Origin of the sequence: Pseudomonas sp. W5-36, assembly GCF_046540455.1 — a bacterium.
In the GTDB taxonomy this organism is placed as follows: Bacteria; Pseudomonadota; Gammaproteobacteria; order Pseudomonadales; family Pseudomonadaceae; genus Aquipseudomonas; species Aquipseudomonas graminis_B.
Genome location: NZ_JAXCIQ010000015.1, coordinates 14,311 through 34,218 on the forward strand (window position 1 = coordinate 14,311; position 19,908 = coordinate 34,218).

At 62.6% G+C, this 19,908-nt stretch carries 20 protein-coding genes and 1 pseudogene; 16 read left to right on the forward strand and 5 right to left on the reverse strand.

Translation table 11 applies throughout. The features are described from left to right. The first annotated feature begins 18 nt into the window (after positions 1-18). Both hyi and SLW74_RS20740 read left to right on the forward strand, forming a co-directional pair. A complete protein-coding gene (gene hyi, locus SLW74_RS20735) occupies positions 19-801 on the forward strand; it encodes a hydroxypyruvate isomerase (protein ID WP_410929945.1) in 783 nt (260 codons plus the stop codon). Positions 802-931: 130 nt separating this feature from the next. Beyond that, complete coding sequence (locus SLW74_RS20740) at positions 932-1,834, forward strand: 2-hydroxy-3-oxopropionate reductase (RefSeq protein WP_192131818.1); 903 nt, start codon at positions 932-934, stop codon at positions 1,832-1,834. Positions 1,835-2,054: 220 nt separating this feature from the next. On the opposite strand, the gene SLW74_RS20745 is transcribed toward SLW74_RS20740, so the two are convergent. Beyond that, positions 2,055-3,377 (reverse strand): OprD family porin, encoded by a 1,323-nt coding sequence (locus SLW74_RS20745; protein ID WP_410929946.1) that lies wholly within the window; start codon positions 3,375-3,377, stop codon positions 2,055-2,057. Between the two features lie 635 nt (positions 3,378-4,012). Between SLW74_RS20745 and SLW74_RS20750 the strand changes: the two are divergent. From SLW74_RS20750 to ada, 5 genes and pseudogenes are all read left to right on the forward strand, one after another. Further along, positions 4,013-4,522, forward strand: a pseudogene (locus SLW74_RS20750) (MCP four helix bundle domain-containing protein); the annotation flags it as partial. 423 nt (positions 4,523-4,945) lie between these two features. Then, positions 4,946-5,650 (forward strand): methyl-accepting chemotaxis protein, encoded by a 705-nt coding sequence (locus SLW74_RS20755; RefSeq protein ID WP_410930013.1) that lies wholly within the window; start codon positions 4,946-4,948, stop codon positions 5,648-5,650. Between the two features lie 231 nt (positions 5,651-5,881). Beyond that, complete coding sequence (copC, locus tag SLW74_RS20760) at positions 5,882-6,268, forward strand: copper homeostasis periplasmic binding protein CopC (protein WP_065990527.1); 387 nt, start codon at positions 5,882-5,884, stop codon at positions 6,266-6,268. A gap of 4 nt (positions 6,269-6,272) precedes the next feature. Then, positions 6,273-7,136, forward strand: coding sequence for a copper homeostasis membrane protein CopD (gene copD / locus SLW74_RS20765; protein WP_410929947.1), 864 nt, complete (start codon positions 6,273-6,275; stop codon positions 7,134-7,136). A 107-nt stretch (positions 7,137-7,243) separates the two neighbouring features. Beyond that, the gene (gene ada, locus SLW74_RS20770; protein ID WP_410929948.1) at positions 7,244-8,341 is read left to right on the forward strand and encodes a bifunctional DNA-binding transcriptional regulator/O6-methylguanine-DNA methyltransferase Ada; all 1,098 of its coding nucleotides are present in this window, start codon (positions 7,244-7,246) and stop codon (positions 8,339-8,341) included. Positions 8,342-8,397: 56 nt separating this feature from the next. Here ada and SLW74_RS20775 read toward each other — a convergent pair whose 3' ends face one another. Further along, positions 8,398-8,673: a type II toxin-antitoxin system RelE/ParE family toxin gene (locus SLW74_RS20775; protein WP_065990514.1), complete on the reverse strand. Its 276-nt coding sequence runs from the start codon at positions 8,671-8,673 to the stop codon at positions 8,398-8,400. Beyond that, on the reverse strand, positions 8,673-8,945 hold the full coding sequence (locus tag SLW74_RS20780; RefSeq protein WP_065990867.1) for a CopG family ribbon-helix-helix protein: 273 nt from the start codon (positions 8,943-8,945) through the stop codon (positions 8,673-8,675). Before SLW74_RS20780 ends, SLW74_RS20775 begins: the two co-directional genes overlap by 1 nt. A gap of 235 nt (positions 8,946-9,180) precedes the next feature. Between SLW74_RS20780 and SLW74_RS20785 the strand changes: the two genes are divergently transcribed. Together SLW74_RS20785 and SLW74_RS20790 are read left to right on the forward strand one after the other, a co-directional pair. Beyond that, on the forward strand, positions 9,181-9,630 hold the full coding sequence (locus SLW74_RS20785; RefSeq protein ID WP_410929949.1) for an antitoxin Xre/MbcA/ParS toxin-binding domain-containing protein: 450 nt from the start codon (positions 9,181-9,183) through the stop codon (positions 9,628-9,630). Next, entirely contained in the window at positions 9,630-10,073 is a 444-nt protein-coding gene (locus tag SLW74_RS20790; protein ID WP_192131828.1) for an RES family NAD+ phosphorylase, read from the forward strand. The genes SLW74_RS20785 and SLW74_RS20790 overlap by 1 nt, the downstream gene beginning before the upstream one ends. Here SLW74_RS20790 and SLW74_RS20795 read toward each other — a convergent pair whose 3' ends face one another. Then, positions 10,074-11,057 (reverse strand): MDR family oxidoreductase, encoded by a 984-nt coding sequence (locus SLW74_RS20795; RefSeq protein ID WP_410929950.1) that lies wholly within the window; start codon positions 11,055-11,057, stop codon positions 10,074-10,076. A 49-nt stretch (positions 11,058-11,106) separates the two neighbouring features. Then, positions 11,107-11,745 (reverse strand): TetR/AcrR family transcriptional regulator, encoded by a 639-nt coding sequence (locus SLW74_RS20800; protein WP_410929951.1) that lies wholly within the window; start codon positions 11,743-11,745, stop codon positions 11,107-11,109. Positions 11,746-11,837: 92 nt separating this feature from the next. On the opposite strand from SLW74_RS20800, the gene SLW74_RS20805 reads away from it, so the two are divergent. The 7 genes from SLW74_RS20805 (at position 11,838) to SLW74_RS20835 (ending at position 19,648) form a co-directional block, all read left to right on the forward strand. Continuing rightward, positions 11,838-12,914, forward strand: a complete 1,077-nt coding sequence (locus SLW74_RS20805) for an NAD(P)H-dependent flavin oxidoreductase (protein ID WP_410929952.1) — start codon at positions 11,838-11,840, stop codon at positions 12,912-12,914. A gap of 149 nt (positions 12,915-13,063) precedes the next feature. Beyond that, complete coding sequence (modA, locus tag SLW74_RS20810; RefSeq protein ID WP_065990503.1) at positions 13,064-13,831, forward strand: molybdate ABC transporter substrate-binding protein; 768 nt, start codon at positions 13,064-13,066, stop codon at positions 13,829-13,831. Then, positions 13,832-14,518, forward strand: a complete 687-nt coding sequence (modB, locus tag SLW74_RS20815) for a molybdate ABC transporter permease subunit (RefSeq protein WP_065990502.1) — start codon at positions 13,832-13,834, stop codon at positions 14,516-14,518. Next, positions 14,515-15,603, forward strand: a complete 1,089-nt coding sequence (modC, locus tag SLW74_RS20820; RefSeq protein WP_410929953.1) for a molybdenum ABC transporter ATP-binding protein — start codon at positions 14,515-14,517, stop codon at positions 15,601-15,603. Before modB ends, modC begins: the two co-directional genes overlap by 4 nt. A gap of 101 nt (positions 15,604-15,704) precedes the next feature. Then, positions 15,705-16,775 carry a DNA topoisomerase IB gene (locus tag SLW74_RS20825; protein ID WP_410929954.1) on the forward strand — a complete coding sequence of 357 codons (1,071 nt, stop codon included), beginning with the start codon at positions 15,705-15,707 and terminating at the stop codon, positions 16,773-16,775. Next, complete coding sequence (locus SLW74_RS20830; RefSeq protein ID WP_167355806.1) at positions 16,772-16,945, forward strand: hypothetical protein; 174 nt, start codon at positions 16,772-16,774, stop codon at positions 16,943-16,945. The genes SLW74_RS20825 and SLW74_RS20830 overlap by 4 nt, the downstream gene beginning before the upstream one ends. A gap of 36 nt (positions 16,946-16,981) precedes the next feature. Beyond that, positions 16,982-19,648, forward strand: a complete 2,667-nt coding sequence (locus SLW74_RS20835) for an excinuclease ABC subunit A (RefSeq protein ID WP_410929955.1) — start codon at positions 16,982-16,984, stop codon at positions 19,646-19,648. Positions 19,649-19,908 lie beyond the last annotated feature (260 nt).

Consider the following 19,908-nt stretch of genomic DNA (forward strand, 5'->3'; position numbering starts at 1 on the left):
CACAAGAAGGAGTACGTCATGCCACGTTTATGCGCCAACCTGTCGATGCTGTTCACCGAACTTGAGTTTCTGCACCGCTTCGAAGCCGCCGCCGACGCCGGTTTCAGCGGTGTCGAATACCTGTTCCCCTATGACTTCAGCTCTGCGCAGATCAAGGCCGAGCTGGACCGCAACCGACTCACCCAAGTGCTGTTCAACCTGCCGGCCGGGGACTGGGCCAAGGGTGAGCGCGGCATCGCCTGTCACCCCGATCGGGTCGAGGAGTTTTACGCCGGCGTTGACCTGGCCATCGCCTACGCCAAGGTCCTCGGCAACACCCAGATCAACTGCCTGGCGGGGATCAAGCCCCAGGGTTTCGACGACGGGCTGATCGAGAAGACTTTCGTCGACAACCTCAAGTACGCCGCCGACCGCCTGCAAGCCCAGGGCATCGATTTGGTCATGGAAATGATTAACACCCTGGACATTCCGGGGTTCTACCTGAACACCACCGCCCAGGCCCTGGCGATTCGCGAGAAGGTCGGCAGCCGCAATCTGTCGCTGCAATATGACATCTACCACATGCAAATCATGGAGGGCGACCTGGCCCGCACCCTCGAAAACCACCTGCCGGCGATCCGCCACGTGCAACTGGCGGACAACCCCGGCCGGCATGAACCGGGCACCGGCGAAATCAACTACGGCTTTCTGTTCAAGCACCTGGACCGGCTCGGCTATCGCGGCTGGATCGGCTGTGAATACACGCCGCTGACCACCACCGCAGCGGGGCTTAGGTGGCTGAAAACCCATAATTTGATCTGAAGTCAGCGGCAAGCTTCAAGCTTCAAGCTTCACCCGTTGCCAGCCGGACGAACGCAGTCAGGCTTCTAGCTTGCGGCTTGAAGCTTGCCGCTTGCCGCTTGCTCCCCAACAACAACCAGAGGCACCTTCTATGGCTAACATCGGATTCATCGGCACCGGCATCATGGGCCTGCCCATGGCAGAAAACCTGCAGAAGGCAGGTCATCAATTGATCCTTTCCCGGCATTTCAGTGCCCCGCCCGCGTCACTGGTGGACGGCGGCGCCACGGTGCTGGCCAACCCGCGGGAAGTGGCGCAAGAGGCGGAGTTCGTCATCGTCATGCTGCCGGACACGCCGCAGGTGAATGACGTGCTGTTCGGCGAAAACGGTCTGAGCGAAGGCACCGGAGCCGGCAAGGTGGTCATCGACATGAGTTCGATCTCACCTTCAGCGACCAAAGCGTTTGCCGAGAAAATCAACGCCACCGGCGCGCAGTACCTCGACGCGCCGGTGTCCGGCGGCGAAGTCGGCGCCAGGGCGGCCACGCTGAGTATCATGGTCGGCGGCGAGCAGGCGACCTTCGAACGCGCCCTGCCCCTGTTTCAGGCCATGGGCAAGAACATCACCCTGGTCGGTGGCAACGGTGACGGTCAGACCGCCAAGGTCGCCAACCAGATCATCGTCGCGCTGAACATTCAGGCGGTGGCTGAAGCCCTGCTCTTTGCCTCGAAAAACGGCGCTGATCCGGCCAAGGTGCGCGACGCATTGATGGGGGGCTTTGCCTCGTCGAAGATTCTGGAAGTCCATGGCGAGCGGATGATCAAAGGCACGTTCAACCCGGGTTTCAGGATTGCGCTGCATCAGAAGGACCTGAACCTGGCCCTGGAAGGCGCGCGGGAATTGGGGCTGAACCTGCCCAACACTGCCAATGCCCAGCAAGTGTTCAGCACCTGCGCGGCGCTGGGTGGGAGTGGCTGGGATCACTCGGGGCTGATCAAGGGCCTGGAGCACATGGCGAATTTTTCGATTCGCGGGGATCACAGGCCTGACTGACTGGCATCGAGAGGTGTGTTGGCCATACCGGCCCCTCCCCGGCTAAAGCCGGTCCTACGACGCACACGCCGCTGATTCTCGTAGGACCGGCTTTAGCCGGGAAGAGGCCCGCCCTGCCGACACCTCTCTCGGCGAATGACACCACCAAAAAAGCCAGGCGTCCTCTCGGACAGCCTGGCTTTCTTCATATAGCGGAGATTCGAATCACCCCGCCACCCGATCAGAAAATATTGATCGGATAATCCGCAATCAAACGAAATTCCTTCACGTCGCCATCGGGCTGATCGCCGTTGGCGGTGTGCCAGGCCTGACGCATGCGCAAGGACAAGTCCTTGGCCGGGCCGGACTGCACGACATACTTCGCCTCCAGGTTGGTTTCGTGGTGGTCGCCGTCATCGCCATAACCGGTGTACGTGCTGTTCGACGGAATGTGGGACCCATCGATGTCATCACCGTGGATATAACGAACCATGAAGCTCAAACCCGGCGCACCGTAACTTGCCATGTTCAGGTCGTAGCGCGCCTGCCAGGACTTTTCACCCGGCCCGTTGAAGTCCGAGTACTGCACGGAGTTGGCCAACAGTATCGAATCGCCAGTGTCGCCCCCGCCGTTATTACCAAAGGCCACATAATCGAATGGTGTGTCGCCATGCACTTTCTGATACGCCAGCGTCACGGTATGAGCGGTCAGGAATGAATAAGCAGCCGCCAGCGACCAGGTCGTGTTGTTGATATCCCCGGCCTTGGCGGCACCGCTGTCGTTGGTGCGGTAGATATTGAAATCGACGTTCAACGACTGCTGATCAGAGATCGGCAAGGTGTAGTTGGCATTAGCGTAGTACTGATGCCAGACGTCCTTGAGGTCCGAACCGTAAAGGCTGACCGAAAGATTATCGCTGAGCGCATATTTACCGCCCGCGTAATCAATGCTGCTGGCTTCAACGTTGGCATACGCCGCCCAGATGCCGTGATCATTGTTGGTCGTGACCGGGCCGTTGCTGCTGGTGAAATGACCGGCATCGAGGTCCAGATTCGCGATGTCACTGCTCAGCAGGTTAAAACCGGTCGCGGTCTGCGGGAACAGGCGTGACCCCCCTGCGGCAAACACCGGCGCCTCGGGCTGCAGGTTGCCGTAGCGCAATTCGGTCTTCGAGATGCGCATCTTCAGCGCACCACCGGCGGTGCCGAATTCATCCTGCGGATTGCCGTGGCTGTCCACGGGCAGGTTGCCGGTGCCGGTGGTCCCGCCACCGCCATCGAGCTTCAGGCCCCAATAACCGTAGGCATCAACGCCAAAACCAACGGTGCCCTGGGTGAAGCCGGAACTGAAATTACCCAGCACGCCCTGGGTCCAGTCCTTGCTGTCGTCCTTGCCGTTCTTGTTGTCCCGATTGAAATAGTAGTTCTTGAGATGAACAGTCAGACTGCTGTCGTCGACGAAGCCCTTGGCCTCCGATTGATCACTGACAACCCCTGCCGTTGCCAATTGACTGACACCCAGCGAAACCGCCAGCGTCATCAGATTCCATTTTACGAAAGTCATTGTTGTCCCCTGTCTCGATTAAAGCCCAGCGCGGGCGCCGCCTGGATGCGGGTCGCTGTTTGAAATTCATACGGTTCAGCGCTGGAGCGGGCGTTGCGGCAGATGGAAACGAAACACACATGCCAGTGACTGGACGGCTGTTCCAGCCAAAGGAGCACATTGATTATTGTTGATGCACATTCTACACACGGTAAAACACGCACTTGAAGGCCGAAAATCTTGTAGCACTATCCAACCGGCGGGGTTCCCAACCATTCTTGATAGTCACTATCAACCTTCGTAATAGTCGAAAACTTTGAACGGATGTTACCGTCGTCGGCGATGAAGAACACGACTCGATTGCCGGATGACTCCGCAGCGTCAGGCAATCGAATCATGCTCCGCTTCATCATTCCTTTGGTAAGACTTTTAGCCACCTCACGCCAGTGCGGTGGCTTTTTTTATTCCTGGCGGGTCGAGCGTTCAACAATTCGCCGGGAACATGAAGCGGTCGAAAAATTCCCTCTGAAAGTACCAACGGACACTATTGATTCGATAGGTAAATTCTCTAGGCAACGTCGTAGAAAGTCCGATATAAAGCGCACCAAGTAATGGCGTTCCAATATCATTAACGCCCCCCATTTCAGGTGCCTTTTATGTTCAAAAATCTTTCGATCGCCAAGCGCCTGGGATTGGGCTTCGGGCTTGTTCTCGCGCTGATGATTCTGGTCACGCTGGTTGGCGTTAACCGGGTCCGGCTAATGGAATCCGCACTGACCGACGTCAGTGAGGACGCCACCATCAAACAGCGCTACGCGATCAATTTCCGGGGCAGCGTCCATGACCGCGCCATTGCCCTGCGCGACGCCGTGCTGGTGCGCAACGACGCCGGGCTGGCCACGCATTTGCGTGACATCGAGCGCCTCGACGGCCTTTATCAGGCCTCCGCGGCGCCCATGGACCGCATCTACCAGACCAAAGGCGCGTCGCCCCGTGAGCAAGAGCTGCTGGCCAACATCAAAGCGGCCGAACGCACCTCCCTGAGCGCCACCGAAAAACTGCTGAAGCTGCGCCAGCAAGGTGAAATCGACCAGGCCCAGACGCTGCTGATGGAGCAAGTGTCGGGCGCCTACAAGGACTGGCTCGCCCGCATCAACGCACTGATTGACCTCGAAGAAGCGGCCATCAGTGGACACATCACTTCGGTACGGGCCACCGCCTCGCAATTCGCTTCGCTGATGTTGCTGGCGACCGGCATCGCCGTGGTGTTGGGCATCATTGCCTCGCTGCTGATCATCCGCAGCCTCAAATCGACCCTGGGCGCTGAACCCCATCAAGTGGCGGCTTCGATCCGTCGTCTGGCGGCCGGCGAACTGACCGACAAGATCGAAACGGCCTATCCCGACAGCGTCATGGGCGCGCTCAAGGCGACCAATGTGCACCTGTCGGCCACCATCACCGAAGTGCGTTCGGCTGCGGCGGCGTTGACCCACTCTTCCGCACAGCTGCTGTCCAGTTCCGACAGCAACAGCGACCAGATGCGCCTCCAGGCCAGCGAAACCCAGCATATGGCCGCTGCAGTCAATCAGATGGCGACCACTGTAAAAGAAGTGGCGAGCTACGCCAATCAGGCCGCCAGTGCCACCCAGACCGCCGACGACGAAGTCGAGAACGGCAAGCGCGTGGTCGAAGGCACCGCCCAGGCGATGGACCAACTGGCGCGCAAGCTGGAGAGCGCCGCTGACTCGGTCGGCCAGGTGTCCAGCGACAGCCGCGCCATCGAGAACGTGGTGGCGGTGATCAACTCCATCGCCGAACGCACCAACCTGCTGGCGCTTAACGCTGCCATCGAGGCCGCCCGCGCCGGTGAGGCAGGCCGCGGGTTTGCAGTGGTCGCCGACGAGGTTCGCTCCCTGGCCAACCGCACCCAGGAATCGACCCAGGAAATCCGCGACATGGTCGGCCAATTGCAAAACGGGGCGGTGAAGACCGCCGACCTGATGCGCGAAAGCCGCGAGATGGCCCAGCGCACGGTCGAGCAGACTCACGAAGCGCAAACCGCGCTGGTCAGGATCCGCCACGAAGTCGGAGCGCTCAACGACATGAACGCGCAGATCGCCAGCGCCGCCGCGCAGCAACAGGCGGTGGCCGACGACGTCAGCGTCAACATCAACCGCATCCACGATGCGGCGCTGGAAACCGCCGTCGGCTCCAATCAGGTGGCCCGCTCCAGCCGCGAGCTGTCGACCCTGGCCGACGTGCTCACCGACCGCGTGAGCTTCTTCAAGGTCTGACCGCCCAGGGCTGCGTCGCGCAGGCGGCGCAGCCATTTGCTGCATGATCAGTGCATCACTCGGCTCCCTTGCCTGCCCCCCTACAGCGTCTCGATCCTGACGGCGCACCCGGCTTAATCGCTGGAGTCCTTCTGCACTTTCTGGTCTAGTAGCGATCCGGTCATCCCGAGTCGACCGTCGTCGATTCCGTCAACCATTCGCTGCAACTGCCACCAAGCAAAGGTCCCGCCGATGTCTGCCCAACGTTTCAAACACGCCCTCTCCTGCCTGTCCCTGCTGGCCTGTCTGACCTCCACTGCAGCCTTCGCCCACGCCCATCTTGAAAGCCAGCAGCCCGCTGCCGACAGCGAAGTGAGCGCGCCCAAAGAGCTGCGCCTGGTCTTCTCCGAAGGCGTCGAAGCCACATTCACCAAAGTGGTCATCAGCCTGGACGCCCCCGATACGCCGACTGAAATCATCCAGACGCGTAACGTCGAAACCGATCCCAATAACCAGAAAGTTCTGATCGTGACCCCCGCCGTGCCGATGGTCCCGGGCAAATACAAGGTGGAATGGCACGCCGTGTCGGTGGACACCCACAAGAGCGAAGGCACCTACCGCTTTCAGGTGACGCCATAACCCCATGCACGAAGGACTGATCCTGTGCCGGTTCATCCACTTCGGCGCAGTGCTGTTGCTATTCGGGGCCGGCGCGTTCCGCTGCCTGTTGTTTGGCCGGCATTTGCTGCCTTTTGAGGCCAGCCGGGCGGAACCTCGCCTGAGTCGACTGCTCGGCTGGCTCGCGGCCATCGCGCTGGTGAGCGCGATGGCCTGGTTGATGCTGACGGCTGCTTACCTGAGCAGCGACTGGAGCGGCGCGATCAATCCGTCCACCGTCGGGCTGGTGCTGGGCAATACCTGGTTCGGTCATGTGTGGGTCGTTCATCTGCTGCTGAACGTGCTGGTTGTCAGCCTCAATCGCCGGGTGAACCCGGGCGCGCTGCTGGTCCTCAACACGCTGTTGCTGCTGACCCTGGCGCCGGTGGGTCACGGCGCCATGTTCGACGGTCTGAAAGGCCAGCTGCTGATCCTCAACCAAATGCTGCACCTGCTCGGCGTCGGCACCTGGCTCGGCGGTCTGTTGATGCTGGCCCTGCTGCTGAGGGCTGATGGTGGTGTCGATCTGGCCTTGGTGTTGCGGCGTTTCAGCGGCATCAGCTACGGGCTGGTGACGGTGATCATCGCCACGGGCCTGATCAACGTTCGTGCCCTCAGCGGCGGGTTCTGGCCTGAGCCGGCGTTTGCCGGGTTCGGCCTGGTGCTGGCCGTTAAAGTCACGATGGTTGCGGGGATGCTGGTGCTGGCAGCGCTGAACCGGCAGTTGGCCCAGGCCGCTGATTTGCCGATGGCGCGCCTGCGGCTGAGCGTATTGCTGGAAGGCCTGTTTGGAGCGGGTGCGCTGGGGGCGGTGTCGTTGCTCGGCACATTGCCGCCGATGCTGGGCTGATTGAACAGGTTGGCCTGAAGGCAAAAGTTTGAACGCAAGACTCGGAGTGTCGCCTTCCATCACTGCGGCTAACGTACAGTCCAGTGAACCGTCAGAGAGCAGCAGAAATGAGCCGCCAGCCGAGTAATCCGTCCACCCAACCCGTCGAGCTCGACCCGCGCTGGAACGCCGTGGTGTCCCGGGACGTCAGCGCCGACGGGCAGTTCGTCTACGGCGTGCGTACGACGGGGGTGTACTGCCGCCCGAGCAGCAGCGCACGCTTGCCGCGCCCGGAAAACGTGGTGTTCTTTGACAGTGCCACCGAGGCCGAAGCCGCCGGCTTTCGCCCCAGCAAACGCGCCGCCGCCGACCGCACCGGCCTGGCTGAGCAGCACGCCGCCGTGGTCGCTGGCGCCTGTCGTCTGATCGCCGACGCGGAGTTGTTGCCGACCCTCGCCGAGCTCGCTGCCCACGCGTCCATGAGCCCCTGGCATTTCCATCGCGTCTTCAAAGCCGTCACCGGCCTGACACCCAAGGGCTACGCCAACGCCCACCGCGCCGACAAGGTACGCCACAAACTGACCGACAGCGGGCGTATCACCGACGCCCTGTACGATGCCGGTTTCAATTCCAACAGCCGTTTCTACGAGGCCAGCGCCGGACTGCTGGGCATGCGCCCCACCGACTACCGCAAGGGCGGCGCGGCGCTGGAGATCCGTTTTGCCGTCGGCGAGTGCTTTCTCGGCGCCATTCTGGTGGCCCGGAGCCCCCGGGGCGTGTGCGCCATTCTGCTCGGCGATGACCCCAATCGACTGGTGCAAGACCTGCAGGATCAGTTCCACAGCGCCACGCTGATCGGCGGCGACGCGGAGTTCGAGCGGCTGATGGCGGAGGTGGTGGGGTTTATCGAAGCACCGAAGCTGGGCCTGAACCTGCCGCTGGATTTGCAAGGCACCGCTTTTCAGCAGCGGGTCTGGCAGGCCCTGGCGCAAATCCCGCCGGGCACGACCGCCAGCTACGCGCAGATCGCCCAACGGATCGGTGCGCCGACCGCCAGCCGCGCGGTCGCCCTGGCCTGCGGGGCAAACCGCATTGCCGTGGCGATTCCCTGCCATCGTGTGGTGCGCAGTGATGGCGCGTTGTCGGGCTATCGTTGGGGAGTGGAGCGCAAGCAGGCGTTGCTCACTCGTGAGGGTCAAAAAACGGAATCACAGTATTCACGCTGAGCTGTTTTGATCGGTTTCAGCCCAGCTCAAACGTCAGTTTCGCTGCTTTCGTAATGCTATCGATCCTCGCGGGTGTGCCACAGACGCAGCAAATAGATTGTGGAATTCGCTATCTCGTAGCGCATCTCGTAACAGCCGATCTGGATTCTGCGCACATCCCTCGGCTCAAATTCTTCCAAGCGTTCGCCTATGCGTGGGTTGGCGAGTAACGTAGTCGGTGCTGTCGTGAGTTGCTGCACGGTTCGTGCGGCGGCTGGCTGATTGACCGCTGCAAGAAACTCATACAGTCGGGCAATGTCGGAAAGCGCTTTGCTCGTCCACTTCAATTCCATCAGCGCGGGACCGGCAACGGCGTGTCGGTGCCAAGGCTATCAGCCCAGGCCTGAACGGCTTGGTGATCAATTACGCGGCCAGCATCAACGTCAGCCAATGCCTCGCGAGTCAGGCGACTCCGCTCTTCTTCCTGATCTATCCAGGCGGAAAGAGCCTGTTTGACGATCCAGTTTTTGGAGCGTTCCAGACGCTCTGCCATCAAATCGACTTTCTGTGCCAACGCCTCAGGAACGTGAGCCGTCACCGATCGGGTCTTTGCGGGGTTTGCCATGATGGGAGGGTCCTGACTAAAGAGTGATTCAAAGTTAATCATAGTGAGTCATTAAAAGTCGTCAAGAGTAGAGTCAGGTGTCGGAATGCGCTGTACGCCATCCGCTAGAAGCTTCCCGGCTAAAGCCGGTCCTACCACTGAAGCCGGGCATGCAAACGCCGGTAACAGCTTCTCGCTTGAGAAACCCTGACAGCGGCGTAAGGTCCCTGCACCGGATCTCACAAGGAGCATGGACGTGCCTTCGACTCTTCAAGCAGCGATAACCGACAACGCCCCCTCATTCTGGTTGATCGCCGACCAGCTCAATGCACGCAACGAAACCGAACGACTGGACTACATCCGCTCGGGCTTCCCGCCCGGCTGGGTAAAGGTGCTGCGCAATGCCTTCCGCCTCAGCAACAGTCAGCTCGAAGCCTTGCTGGCGACCTCGGTCTCGACCCTGGAACGCCGCCAGCGTCAGCAACGACCGCTGGACATCGTCGGCTCCGAGCGCCTCGATCGGGTTGCCGCCCTCGCCACCCACGCCGCCGAACTCTTCGAAGACCAGAACACCGCCCGCCGCTGGATGGTTGCCTCCAACCGCGCACTCAACGGCCAGACACCCATCGCCCTCTGCGAAACCGAGATCGGCGCGCGCCAGGCACGTCGCCTGCTCAGCGCACTGCAGCATGGCGGGGTCGTCTGATGCAGGCCTGGAGGATCAGCAAGGACAGTGCCGCGAACGATCTGTCCGGCCTGGGCGCCGCGCAGTTCGGCGGGCGCTGGAATCACGCCGACCAGCCTGCCATTTACCTCGCGCTGAGCGCGTCAGGCTGCGCCCTGGACACGCTCATTCAATGTGCGAGCCTTCCGCAGCCGGGTTTCCAGCTCGTTCACCTGCAGTTGCCGGATGACCCGGGGCTGTATTGGCAACCGGCGCTGACTCAGTTACCGCCGGGTTGGGACGTCACACCGGCGGACCGCCCCAGCATGGATTTCGGCAGCGCCTGGCTGGAGCGGCGGGAGCAACTCGGGTTGATCGTGCCGTCCGCGACCATCACCCATACGCGCAACCTGCTGCTCAATCCTCGGCACCCCGCCATGGCGCAGGTCAGGGTGCTCGAGGTGCGCCCCTTCACCTGCGGCTGATCAGCGCTGGGTATCGACCACGATGCGCCCGCGCACCTGACCGTTCATGAGCCGGTGCGCGGTCTCAATCACCTCACCCAAGCCGATCTCGCGGCTGATCAGCGGCAGCAGCGACACATCAAGATCCCGGGCCAGACGCGCCCAGGCGTCAATGCGGTCCTGGCGCGGGCGCATGACGCTGTCGATGCCTGCGAGGGTCACGCCGCGCAGAATGAAGGGCGCCACCGACGCCGGAAAGTCCATCCCTTGGGCCAGACCGCAGGTCGCCACCGTGCCCCAATAGCGGGTGCTGGCGCAGATGTTGGCGAGGGTGTGGCTGCCCACCGAATCGATCGCCCCGGCCCAGCGCTCCTTCGCCAACGGGCGGCCGGGCTCGGCAAGGGTGGCGCGGTCGATGATTTCTGCGGCGCCGAGAGAGGTCAGGTAATCGCTCTCGCTCAAGCGGCCGGTAGAGGCCACGACGCGATAACCGAGTTTTGCCAGCAGCGCGATGGCGAAACTGCCGACACCGCCGTTGGCGCCAGTCACCAGCACATCGCCCTTGTCTGGCGTGACGCCGTTTTTCTCCAGCGCCATGATCGCCAGCATCGCCGTATAGCCCGCCGTGCCGATGGCCATGGCCTGTGCCGGCGTGAAGCCGCTTGGCAGCGGGATCAGCCATTTGCCCTGCAAGCGCGCCCTCTGCGCCAGCCCGCCCCAGTGCCCTTCGCCGACGCCCCAGCCATTGAGCAGCACCTGATCGCCCGGCTTGAAGTCCGGGTCGCTGCTGTCCTCGACCGTGCCGGCCAGATCCACCCCAGGCACCATCGGGAACTGCCGCACGATCGGCCCTTTGCCGGTGATCGCCAGGCCGTCTTTGTAATTCAGCGTGCTGTGACTGACGCGCACGGTGACGTCGCCTTCGGGCAACTGACTGTCGTCGATGTCCGTCAGCGCGGCGCGGTAGCCGTTGTCGTCTTTATTGATCAGGATGCCTTTAAACATACCGCACACTCCTATTTAGACCGCTCGTCTATAATCAGGCCCGAAGACATCAGCGCGGCAATCCGCGCAGAAATCCGATGATGAAGGTGTTGAGCGGCTGCTCGTTCTGCACCAGTCGAGCCCGCAGCACGGCGCCCTCCCAGCCGATCCAGAAATACGCCGCCAGCTCTGAACAATCGGTGCGCGCCGGCAGTTCGCCCGCCGCGATCGCCGCTTTGAAGCACCCTGTCAGGCGCGCCTGCCAGTCGAGGAAAACCTTTTCCAGCGCCTCACGGAAGCCCGCTGGCAGAACGCTCACTTCCTGGCCCATGTTGCCCACAAGGCAGCCCCGCCGAAAATCGTGGCGGGCGATATTGACCTTCGATTCCTGAACGAAGCCGGCCAGCCGTTCCAGCGGCGAGAGCGATTCATCCAGCAGCCAGCGGTCCAGGCGCCGGGCGAAGTAGCCGGCGTAGCTGTCGAGCACTGCGAGGCCGAACACCTCTTTGCTGGCGAAGTAATGATAGAAGGAGCCTTTGGGCACACCGACCCGCTTGAGGATGCCGTCGATGCCCGTGGCCATGAAGCCCTGCTCGGTCAGTACCTCAACGCCGCAACGGATCAGCGCCTCGCGGGTGTCGAAGTCATCGGGGCGTGCCACTTTGGGAGGGCGGCCGGGGCGTCTGGGTTTTGCAATGATGTCGTTCATGGGGTTGCATATTAGACCGAGCGTCTATTAAATCAACCGCAACTTTGCATGCGCCGCTGTTCAGCGGCCTTTTCGCTACGGAGACTCTGCCGATGATCGCCTGGCCCGACACCCGCCTGCTCAAACTGCTGGACATCGAACTGCCCATCCTGCAAGCGCCCATGGCCGGTGCATCCGGCTCGGCGATGGCCGTCGCGGTGGGCAAAGCCGGCGGCCTGCCCTCGCTGCCCTGCGCCATGCTCACCCGCGCGCAGATTAGAGAGGAAGTCGCGCGGATACGCGCGGGCACCCATGCGCCGCTCAACCTGAATTTCTTCTGCCACTCGGCCCCGCCCGCCGATCCGCAGGCCGATGCAGACTGGAAACACCTGCTCAAGCCCTACTACGACGAACTGGGCGCCGACTTCGATGCGCCAACGCCCACGTCCAACCGGGCACCCTTCGACGAGGCCGCTTGCGCGCTGGTGGAGGAATTGAAACCTGAAGTGGTCAGCTTCCACTTCGGTCTGCCCGATCCCGCCTTGCTGGCGCGGGTAAAGGCCACCGGTGCGAAGGTGCTCTCCTCGGCGACCACCGTGGAAGAAGCCGAGTGGCTCGAGGCACGGGGTTGCGACGCGGTCATCGCCATGGGCTACGAGGCCGGCGGCCATCGCGGGATGTTCCTCAGCGATCAGTTGCACACTCAGGTCGGCACGATGGCGCTGGTGCCGCAGATCGTCGATGCCGTGACGGTTCCGGTCATCGCCGCCGGCGGCATTGCCGACAGTCGCGGGATTGCCGCCGCGTTCATGCTCGGCGCCTCCGCCGTGCTAGTGGGCACCGCGTACCTGTTCACCCCGGAAGCCAAGGCCTCGGCGCTGCATCAGGCGGCATTGAGCCGCGCCCAGGACAGCCAGACCGCCATCACCAACATTTTCACCGGTCGCCCGGCCCGGGGCATCGTCAATCGCATCATGAACGAGATCGGACCCATGGCCGCTGCCGCGCCGGCCTTCCCCACTGCGGGCGGCGCACTGATGCCCCTGCGCAGCAAAGCCGAAGCCCGTGGCGACGACGGCTTCATGAATCTTTGGGCGGGTCAGGCGGTGGGCATCAAGCACTCGCTGTCCGCAGAAGAACTCACCCGGACGCTGGCCATCGGCGCCCTTGAGCGGCTGGCCGGGCGCTGAGCCGATGATGCAGCCGTCGATTTAAAACGGAGCACGGCAAGATCCGGCTTCCGCGCGGAGGAGACTCGCTATATATTTCGCTGCATAGCGTTTGACCGGCGTCCGGTTGGCGTTCTTCCTCATTCCGTTTGCTAGCCCGGAGCCGTTCCATGCGCGCCGTTTCAAACCGCTTCACCCTCACCTTGCTGGTCATCGCCTGTGCCGCGCTGTCGTCGGGCACTGCGTTTGCCGATGAGGTCCAAGTGGCCGTTGCCGCCAACTTCACGGCGCCGATCCAGGCCATCGCCCAGGACTTCGAAAAAGACACCGGTCACAAGTTGGTCGCTTCTTTCGGCGCGACCGGCCAGTTCTACACCCAGATCAAAAATGGCGCGCCGTTCGAAGTGTTTCTCGCCGCCGATGACACCACCCCGGCCAAGCTGGAGAGCGAAAACGAGACGGTGAAAGGCTCGCGCTTTACCTACGCGGTGGGCACTTTGGCGCTGTGGTCGGCCAAAGACGGCTATGTGGACGACAAGGGTCAAGTGCTCAAGGACGGCAAATTCGAACACCTGTCCATTGCCAACCCGAAAGCCGCGCCCTATGGTCTCGCTGCCACCCAGACCCTGGACAAACTGGGCCTGACCGACGCGACTAAAAGCAAGGTCGTCGAAGGCCAGAGCATCGCCCAGGCCTATCAGTTCGTGCAGACCGGCAACGCCGAGCTGGGTTTCGTCGCCCTCTCCCAGGTGTTCAAGGACGGCAAGCTGACCGGTGGCTCGGCGTGGATCGTGCCGGCCAATCTGCATGAGCCGATCAAGCAGGACGCGGTGATCCTCAACAAGGGCAAAGACAACGCCGCCGCCAAGGCGCTGATGGACTACCTCAAAGGCCCGAAAGCCGCCGCCATCATCAAATCCTACGGGTACCAGCTGTAAATGCTGCTGGGCAGTGCAGACCTCGCGGCCATCTGGCTGACGCTGAAACTGGCGTCCCTGACCACTGTGATTCTGCTGATCGTCGGCACGCCCATCGCGCTGTGGTTGTCGCGCACCCGCTCCTGGTTGAAAGGCCCCATCGGCGCGATCGTGGCCTTGCCTCTGGTGCTGCCACCCACGGTGATCGGCTTTTATCTGCTGCTGTTGCTCGGGCCGAACGGCGCGGTCGGGGAGCTGACCCAGAGCCTGGGGCTCGGCACGCTGACCTTCAGTTTCAGCGGGTTGGTGATCGGCTCGGTGCTGTACTCCCTGCCGTTCGTGGTGCAGCCCTTGCAGAACGCCTTCGTCGCCATCGGTCCTCGCCCCCTTGAAGTGGCGGCCACGCTGCGCGCCGGTCCTTGGGACACGTTCTTCTCAGTGATCCTGCCGCTGGCACGCCCCGGCTTTATCACCGGGGCGATTCTGGGATTCGCCCACACCGTGGGTGAGTTTGGCGTGGTGCTGATGATTGGCGGCAACATCCCGGAGAGAACCCGCGTCGTGTCCACGCAGATCTACAACCACGTCGAAGCCATGGAGTACGCCCAGGCCCATTGGCTGGCCGGGGCGATGCTGGTGTTTTCCTTTGTGGTATTGCTGGCGCTGTATTCCAGCGGCAAGGCCCGGTCGGCGTGGAGCGGCGCATGAGTGCGAAGATTGAAGTGCGGCTGCAGGTGAATTACGCCGAGTTCGTTCTCGACGTCGACCTCCACTTGCCCGGTCGCGGCGTCTCGGCGCTGTATGGCCATTCCGGCTCCGGCAAAACCACCTGCCTGCGCTGCATCGCCGGGCTGGAAAAGGCGGCCGACGGCTATATCCGCGTCAACGGCGAGGTCTGGCAGGACAGCGCCAACAACATCTTTCTGCCCCCGCACAAACGTCCATTGGGCTACGTGTTTCAGGAAGCCAGCCTTTTTCCGCACCTCGACGTCGAGGGCAATCTGCGCTTCGGGCTGAAGCGCATTCCCGAGCGCGACAGGCGTATCACGTTGCAGCAGGCGACTTCGCTGCTGGGCATCGATCATTTGCTCCAACGCGCGCCCGATAAGCTGTCCGGCGGCGAACGTCAGCGGGTCGGCATCGCCCGCGTGTTGCTGACCAGCCCGCGCCTGCTGCTGATGGACGAACCCCTGGCGGCACTGGATGCCCAACGCAAAAGCGAAATCCTGCCGTACCTAGAGCGCCTCCACGACGAGCTGGATATTCCGCTGATTTACGTAAGTCACGCCCAGGACGAGGTGGCTCGACTGGCCGATCATCTGGTATTGCTCAGCGACGGTAAAGCGCTGGCCAGCGGCCCCATCGGCGAAACACTGGCGCGGCTGGATCTGCCGCTGGCGATGGGCGACGACGCGGGCGTGGTGATCGAGGGAAGCGTGCAGGCGTACGATGCGGCCTATCAACTCATCACCGTCCGTTTGCCGCGCAGCGAACTGAGTATCCGCGTCGCCCATTCCGCGTTGCTGCCCGGCAAACCCCTGCGCCTTAAAGTACAGGCGCGGGATGTGAGCCTGAGCCTGCAACCCGATGCTCAAAGCAGCATTCTCAATCGCCTGCCGGTGACCGTCATCGAAGAGATCGCCGCCGACAACACCGCCCATGTGCTGGTCCGCCTGGATGCCGACGGCTCGCCGCTGCTGGCGCGGATCACCCGCTACTCCAGGGATCAGCTGCAGCTGGCGCCCGGGCAGACGCTGTGGGCGCAGATCAAATCAGTCGCGCTGCTGGCGTAGGCGAGCAATCACCCGTCCCATTCATCAGGTATGCAATTAGTCGGCACGACTGCGCAGCGCCACGGTCAATGCAAAAAGACCCGCATTCAGGACTGCCTTTCATGCCGGACACAATCCACAGCGAAGACCTGCCCAAAGATCTGCATTACGTCGACGACAGCCAGCCCGGATTTACCCGCAAGATTCTGCGCGGCAAGTTCGCCTACTTCGACACCGACGGCCAACGCATCCGCGACGAGGACGTGATCAAACGCATCAACGCGCTGGTGATCCCGCCGGCGTACACCGACGTGTGGATTTGCGCTGACCGCCAGGGCCACCTGCAAGCGACCGGCCGCGACGCTCGCGGGCGCAAGCAGTACCGCTACCACCCGCGCTGGCGCGAGATCCGCGACGAGAACAAATACTCGCGGATGATTGCCTTCGGCCAGGCGCTGCCCAAGGTGCGCAAACAGTTGGAAACGCAGCTGGCCAAACCCGGCATGGGCCGCGAAAAGGTTATGGCCGCAGTGCTGTCGCTGCTGGACCAGACGCTGATCCGGATCGGCAACAGTCAGTACGCCCGGGATAACCGCTCCTACGGCCTGACCACGCTGCGCAACAAACACGTCGACGTGAAGGGCAGCAAGATTTACTTCGAGTTTCGTGGCAAGAGCGGCGTCGAGCACCGGCTCAGCGTCACTGACCGACGCTTGGCGAACATCATCAAGCGCTGCATGGAATTGCCCGGCCAGAACCTGTTCCAGTACCTGGATGACGACGGCCAGCGGCATACCGTTTCCTCACACGACATCAACCAGTACCTGCACACACTGACCGGCGCCGATTTCACCGCCAAGGACTACCGCACCTGGGCCGGCAGCGCGATGGCACTGGCGACCCTGCGCAAGCTGCACTGGGAGCCGGAGGCGGACGCGAAGAAACACGTCGTGTCCATGGTCAAGGAGGTCGCGCGGCTGCTGGGCAATACCCCGGCGGTCTGCCGCAAGTGCTACATCCACCCGGCCGTGCTCGAAGCCTTCGCGATGGGCGAACTGTCCAAGCTGCCGCGCATCCGCCAGCGCAAAGGCCTGCGTCTGGAGGAAGTGGCGCTGGCCGGCTTCCTCCAAGGCCTGCAGGCTGCCGAGGTCATTCGTGAAGCATCCGAAGAACTGACAGGAGAAACAGCATGACCACCCACAACGCGCATATACCCGGCGAAAAACTCAACGACCCGGACGCACGTCCGGCTGACGTCGCCGATGACCGCGAGCGCACCGATGACGTGCGTGAAGACGAGCCGCTGACCGGCGGTGATCACGACGACGCCGGGCACACCCCCAAAGTGCCCCTCGCCGAGTAAACCGCTCCCGCTTTCCAGGATTCAAAGGCCTCACCCATGACCACACCGCCGCACCTGCCAGACGACGCCCGCCCTTCTTCCTTCACCGTCGCTGCCGACCGCCCCGGATTCGTCCGGGTGCGCGGCACCCGAGAGCACAACCTCAAGAACGTGGACGTCGACATCCCCCGCGACGCACTGGTGGTGTTCACCGGCGTGTCGGGCTCGGGCAAATCCTCACTGGCCTTCTCCACCCTCTACGCCGAAGCCCAACGCCGCTATTTCGAATCCGTCGCGCCCTACGCCCGACGCCTCATCGATCAGGTGGGCGTGCCCGACGTTGACTCCATCGAAGGCCTACCGCCTGCCGTCGCGCTGCAGCAGCAACGAGGGACGCCGAGCACGCGCTCATCGGTCGGCAGCGTGACCACCCTGTCCAGCCTGATCCGCATGCTCTATTCCCGCGCCGGCACCTATCCGCCGGGGCAACCGATGCTCTATGCCGAAGATTTTTCGCCGAACCTGCCCCAGGGCGCCTGCCCCGAGTGTCACGGTCTGGGCCGGGTCTATGAGATTCCTGAAGAGCTGATGGTCCCGGACGACTCTTTGACCATTCGCCAGCGCGCCATCGCCGCCTGGCCTCTGGCGTGGGGCGGCCAGAACCAGCGCGACATCCTCGTCACCCTGGGTTACGACGTCGACACCCCGTGGCGCGACCTGCCGAAAAAGGACCGCGACTGGATTCTGTTCACTGATGAGCAGCCTAACGTGCCGGTCTACGGAGGGCTGACCCCGGAAGAAACCCGTCTGGCGATCAAGCGCAAACTCGAACCCAGTTATCAGGGCACCTTCACCGGTGCCCGCCGCTACGTGCAGCACACCTTTGCCACCACCCAGAGCGCGTTGATGAAAAAGCGCGTGTCGCGTTTCATGCGCGGCAGCCCCTGCCCGTTGTGCGATGGCAAACGCCTGAAGCGCGAGGCCCTGTCGGTGACGTTTGCCGGCCTCGATATCGGCGAATTGGCGCAGATGCCGCTGCTGCGGCTGGCTGAAGTGTTGCGTCCGGTGGCTGCGGGCGTTTTTGAAAATGAAGATCGCGGCAGCGCTGTGCTGGATCGCGAGCAGATGGCCAAGGCGAAAAAGAAGCGGGTCACTGCAGGCGGTTCGGCCCACGACGCAGCCCCCGATGTGCGCGCGACACCGAACCTGTCTGTCGAGAAGCGCCTCGCCGCCCAACGCATCGCCCAGGACTTGCTGGCGCGGGTCAGCACCCTCACCGAACTGGGGCTCGGCTACCTGGCGCTGGATCGCAGCACGCCGTCGCTGTCATCCGGTGAACTGCAGCGCCTGCGCCTGGCGACGCAATTGGGCTCGCAGCTGTTTGGTGTGATCTACGTGCTGGACGAGCCTTCTGCAGGCCTGCACCCGGCCGACAGCGAAGCGCTGTTCACGGCGTTGCAGCAGCTGAAGGCTTCCGGCAACTCGCTGTTCGTCGTCGAGCATGACCTGGAAACCATGCGCCGCGCCGACTGGCTGATCGACGTCGGCCCTGCTGCCGGCGAGCATGGCGGGCACGTGCTGTACAGCGGCCCTCCCGCAGGTTTGGCCGAGATCGAATCCTCGCAAACGGGCCGTCATCTGTTCGCCGAGCATTCCGCACTGAGTTCGGCAAGAAGGCAGCCGACCGACTGGCTGCGCCTGGAAGGCATTACCCGCAACAACCTCAATTCACTGAGCGCTGAATTTCCGCTGGGCTGCTTCACCTCGGTGACCGGCATCTCCGGTTCGGGCAAATCCAGCCTGGTCAGCCAGGCGTTGCTGGAACTGGTGGGCGCCGAATTGGGACGCCCGGTTGCGGAGGCCGAGGCGGAAGAATCCAGCCTGGAAGACGATGCGCCGCAACCCACCGGCGGGCACATTGCGGGCGGAATGAGCGCGATCAAGCGTCTGGTGCAGGTTGACCAGAAACCCATCGGCCGCACCCCGCGTTCCAACCTGGCGACCTACACCGGGCTGTTCGACAACGTGCGCAAATTGTTCGCCGCGACGCCCGACGCGCAGAAGGCCGGCTACGACGCCGGGCAGTTCTCGTTCAACGTCGCCAAGGGCCGCTGCCAGGTGTGCGAAGGCGAAGGGTTCGTCAGCGTTGAATTGCTGTTCATGCCCAGCGTCTACGCGCCCTGCCCGACCTGCCATGGTGCGCGCTACAACCAGGACACGTTGGCGATCAAATGGAATGGCTTGAGTATCGCCGACGTGTTGCAGCTGACGGTTGAACAGGCGGTGGATGTATTCGTCGATCAGCCAGGGGTTCTACGCTCGCTGACGGTGCTGCGTGATATTGGTCTGGGCTATTTGCGTCTGGGTCAGCCTGCGACTGAGTTGTCCGGCGGTGAGGCTCAGCGCATCAAACTGGCGACGGAGCTACAGCGCAGTCAACGCGGCGCCACCTTGTATGTGCTCGATGAGCCGACCACGGGCCTGCACCCCACCGATGTGGATCGGCTGCTGACGCAGTTGAATGCGTTGGTGGATGCAGGGCACAGCGTGGTGGTGGTTGAGCATGAAATGCGCGTGGTGGCGCAGAGTGACTGGGTGATCGACATCGGCCCGGGCGCTGGGGACAAGGGTGGCAATGTTGTGGCGTGTGGGACGCCTGAGGTGGTTGCCGACGTGGAAGAGAGCCGGACGGCGCCGTTTTTGCGGAGGGTTTTGCGGGGGTAGAGACAAAAAAGGCACTTGAGGTTGCCCTCAAGTGCCTTTTTTCTGAATGGTGCCCCGAGCCGGAGTCGAACTGATCGACCAAAGCCCAGTATTAGCAAGACCCTATCGGATATCTAGGGTTTTGCTGTACTGATGGATGTACTGTTTCGCTTTTGCTGGACTATTTGCCCCCCTCCCCGGCGTCCCGCAGATGTTCACTGCCCCCATTTTTTCCCGCTTCACCAATCCCCAGCCAATTCCGGTAGGCGAGATCCCCCGAA

Bases quoted from the DNA above. Each gene is read 5' to 3' on its own strand.
- SLW74_RS20795 (WP_410929950.1), bottom strand. From the start codon at position 11,057: ATGTTTAAAGGCATCCTGATCAATAAAGACGACAACGGCTACCGCGCC.
- SLW74_RS20835 (WP_410929955.1), top strand. From the start codon at position 16,982: ATGACCACACCGCCGCACCTGCCAGACGACGCCCGCCCTTCTTCCTTC.
- modC (WP_410929953.1), top strand. From the start codon at position 14,515: ATGAGTGCGAAGATTGAAGTGCGGCTGCAGGTGAATTACGCCGAGTTC.
- SLW74_RS20825 (WP_410929954.1), top strand. From the start codon at position 15,705: ATGCCGGACACAATCCACAGCGAAGACCTGCCCAAAGATCTGCATTAC.
- modB (WP_065990502.1), top strand. From the start codon at position 13,832: ATGCTGCTGGGCAGTGCAGACCTCGCGGCCATCTGGCTGACGCTGAAA.
- SLW74_RS20830 (WP_167355806.1), top strand. From the start codon at position 16,772: ATGACCACCCACAACGCGCATATACCCGGCGAAAAACTCAACGACCCG.
- copC (WP_065990527.1), top strand. From the start codon at position 5,882: ATGTCTGCCCAACGTTTCAAACACGCCCTCTCCTGCCTGTCCCTGCTG.
- modA (WP_065990503.1), top strand. From the start codon at position 13,064: ATGCGCGCCGTTTCAAACCGCTTCACCCTCACCTTGCTGGTCATCGCC.
- SLW74_RS20740 (WP_192131818.1), top strand. From the start codon at position 932: ATGGCTAACATCGGATTCATCGGCACCGGCATCATGGGCCTGCCCATG.
- SLW74_RS20745 (WP_410929946.1), bottom strand. From the start codon at position 3,377: ATGACTTTCGTAAAATGGAATCTGATGACGCTGGCGGTTTCGCTGGGT.
- copD (WP_410929947.1), top strand. From the start codon at position 6,273: ATGCACGAAGGACTGATCCTGTGCCGGTTCATCCACTTCGGCGCAGTG.
- SLW74_RS20800 (WP_410929951.1), bottom strand. From the start codon at position 11,745: ATGAACGACATCATTGCAAAACCCAGACGCCCCGGCCGCCCTCCCAAA.
- SLW74_RS20780 (WP_065990867.1), bottom strand. From the start codon at position 8,945: ATGGCAAACCCCGCAAAGACCCGATCGGTGACGGCTCACGTTCCTGAG.
- SLW74_RS20790 (WP_192131828.1), top strand. From the start codon at position 9,630: ATGCAGGCCTGGAGGATCAGCAAGGACAGTGCCGCGAACGATCTGTCC.
- SLW74_RS20775 (WP_065990514.1), bottom strand. From the start codon at position 8,673: ATGGAATTGAAGTGGACGAGCAAAGCGCTTTCCGACATTGCCCGACTG.
- hyi (WP_410929945.1), top strand. From the start codon at position 19: ATGCCACGTTTATGCGCCAACCTGTCGATGCTGTTCACCGAACTTGAG.
- SLW74_RS20755 (WP_410930013.1), top strand. From the start codon at position 4,946: ATGGCGACCACTGTAAAAGAAGTGGCGAGCTACGCCAATCAGGCCGCC.
- SLW74_RS20805 (WP_410929952.1), top strand. From the start codon at position 11,838: ATGATCGCCTGGCCCGACACCCGCCTGCTCAAACTGCTGGACATCGAA.
- ada (WP_410929948.1), top strand. From the start codon at position 7,244: ATGAGCCGCCAGCCGAGTAATCCGTCCACCCAACCCGTCGAGCTCGAC.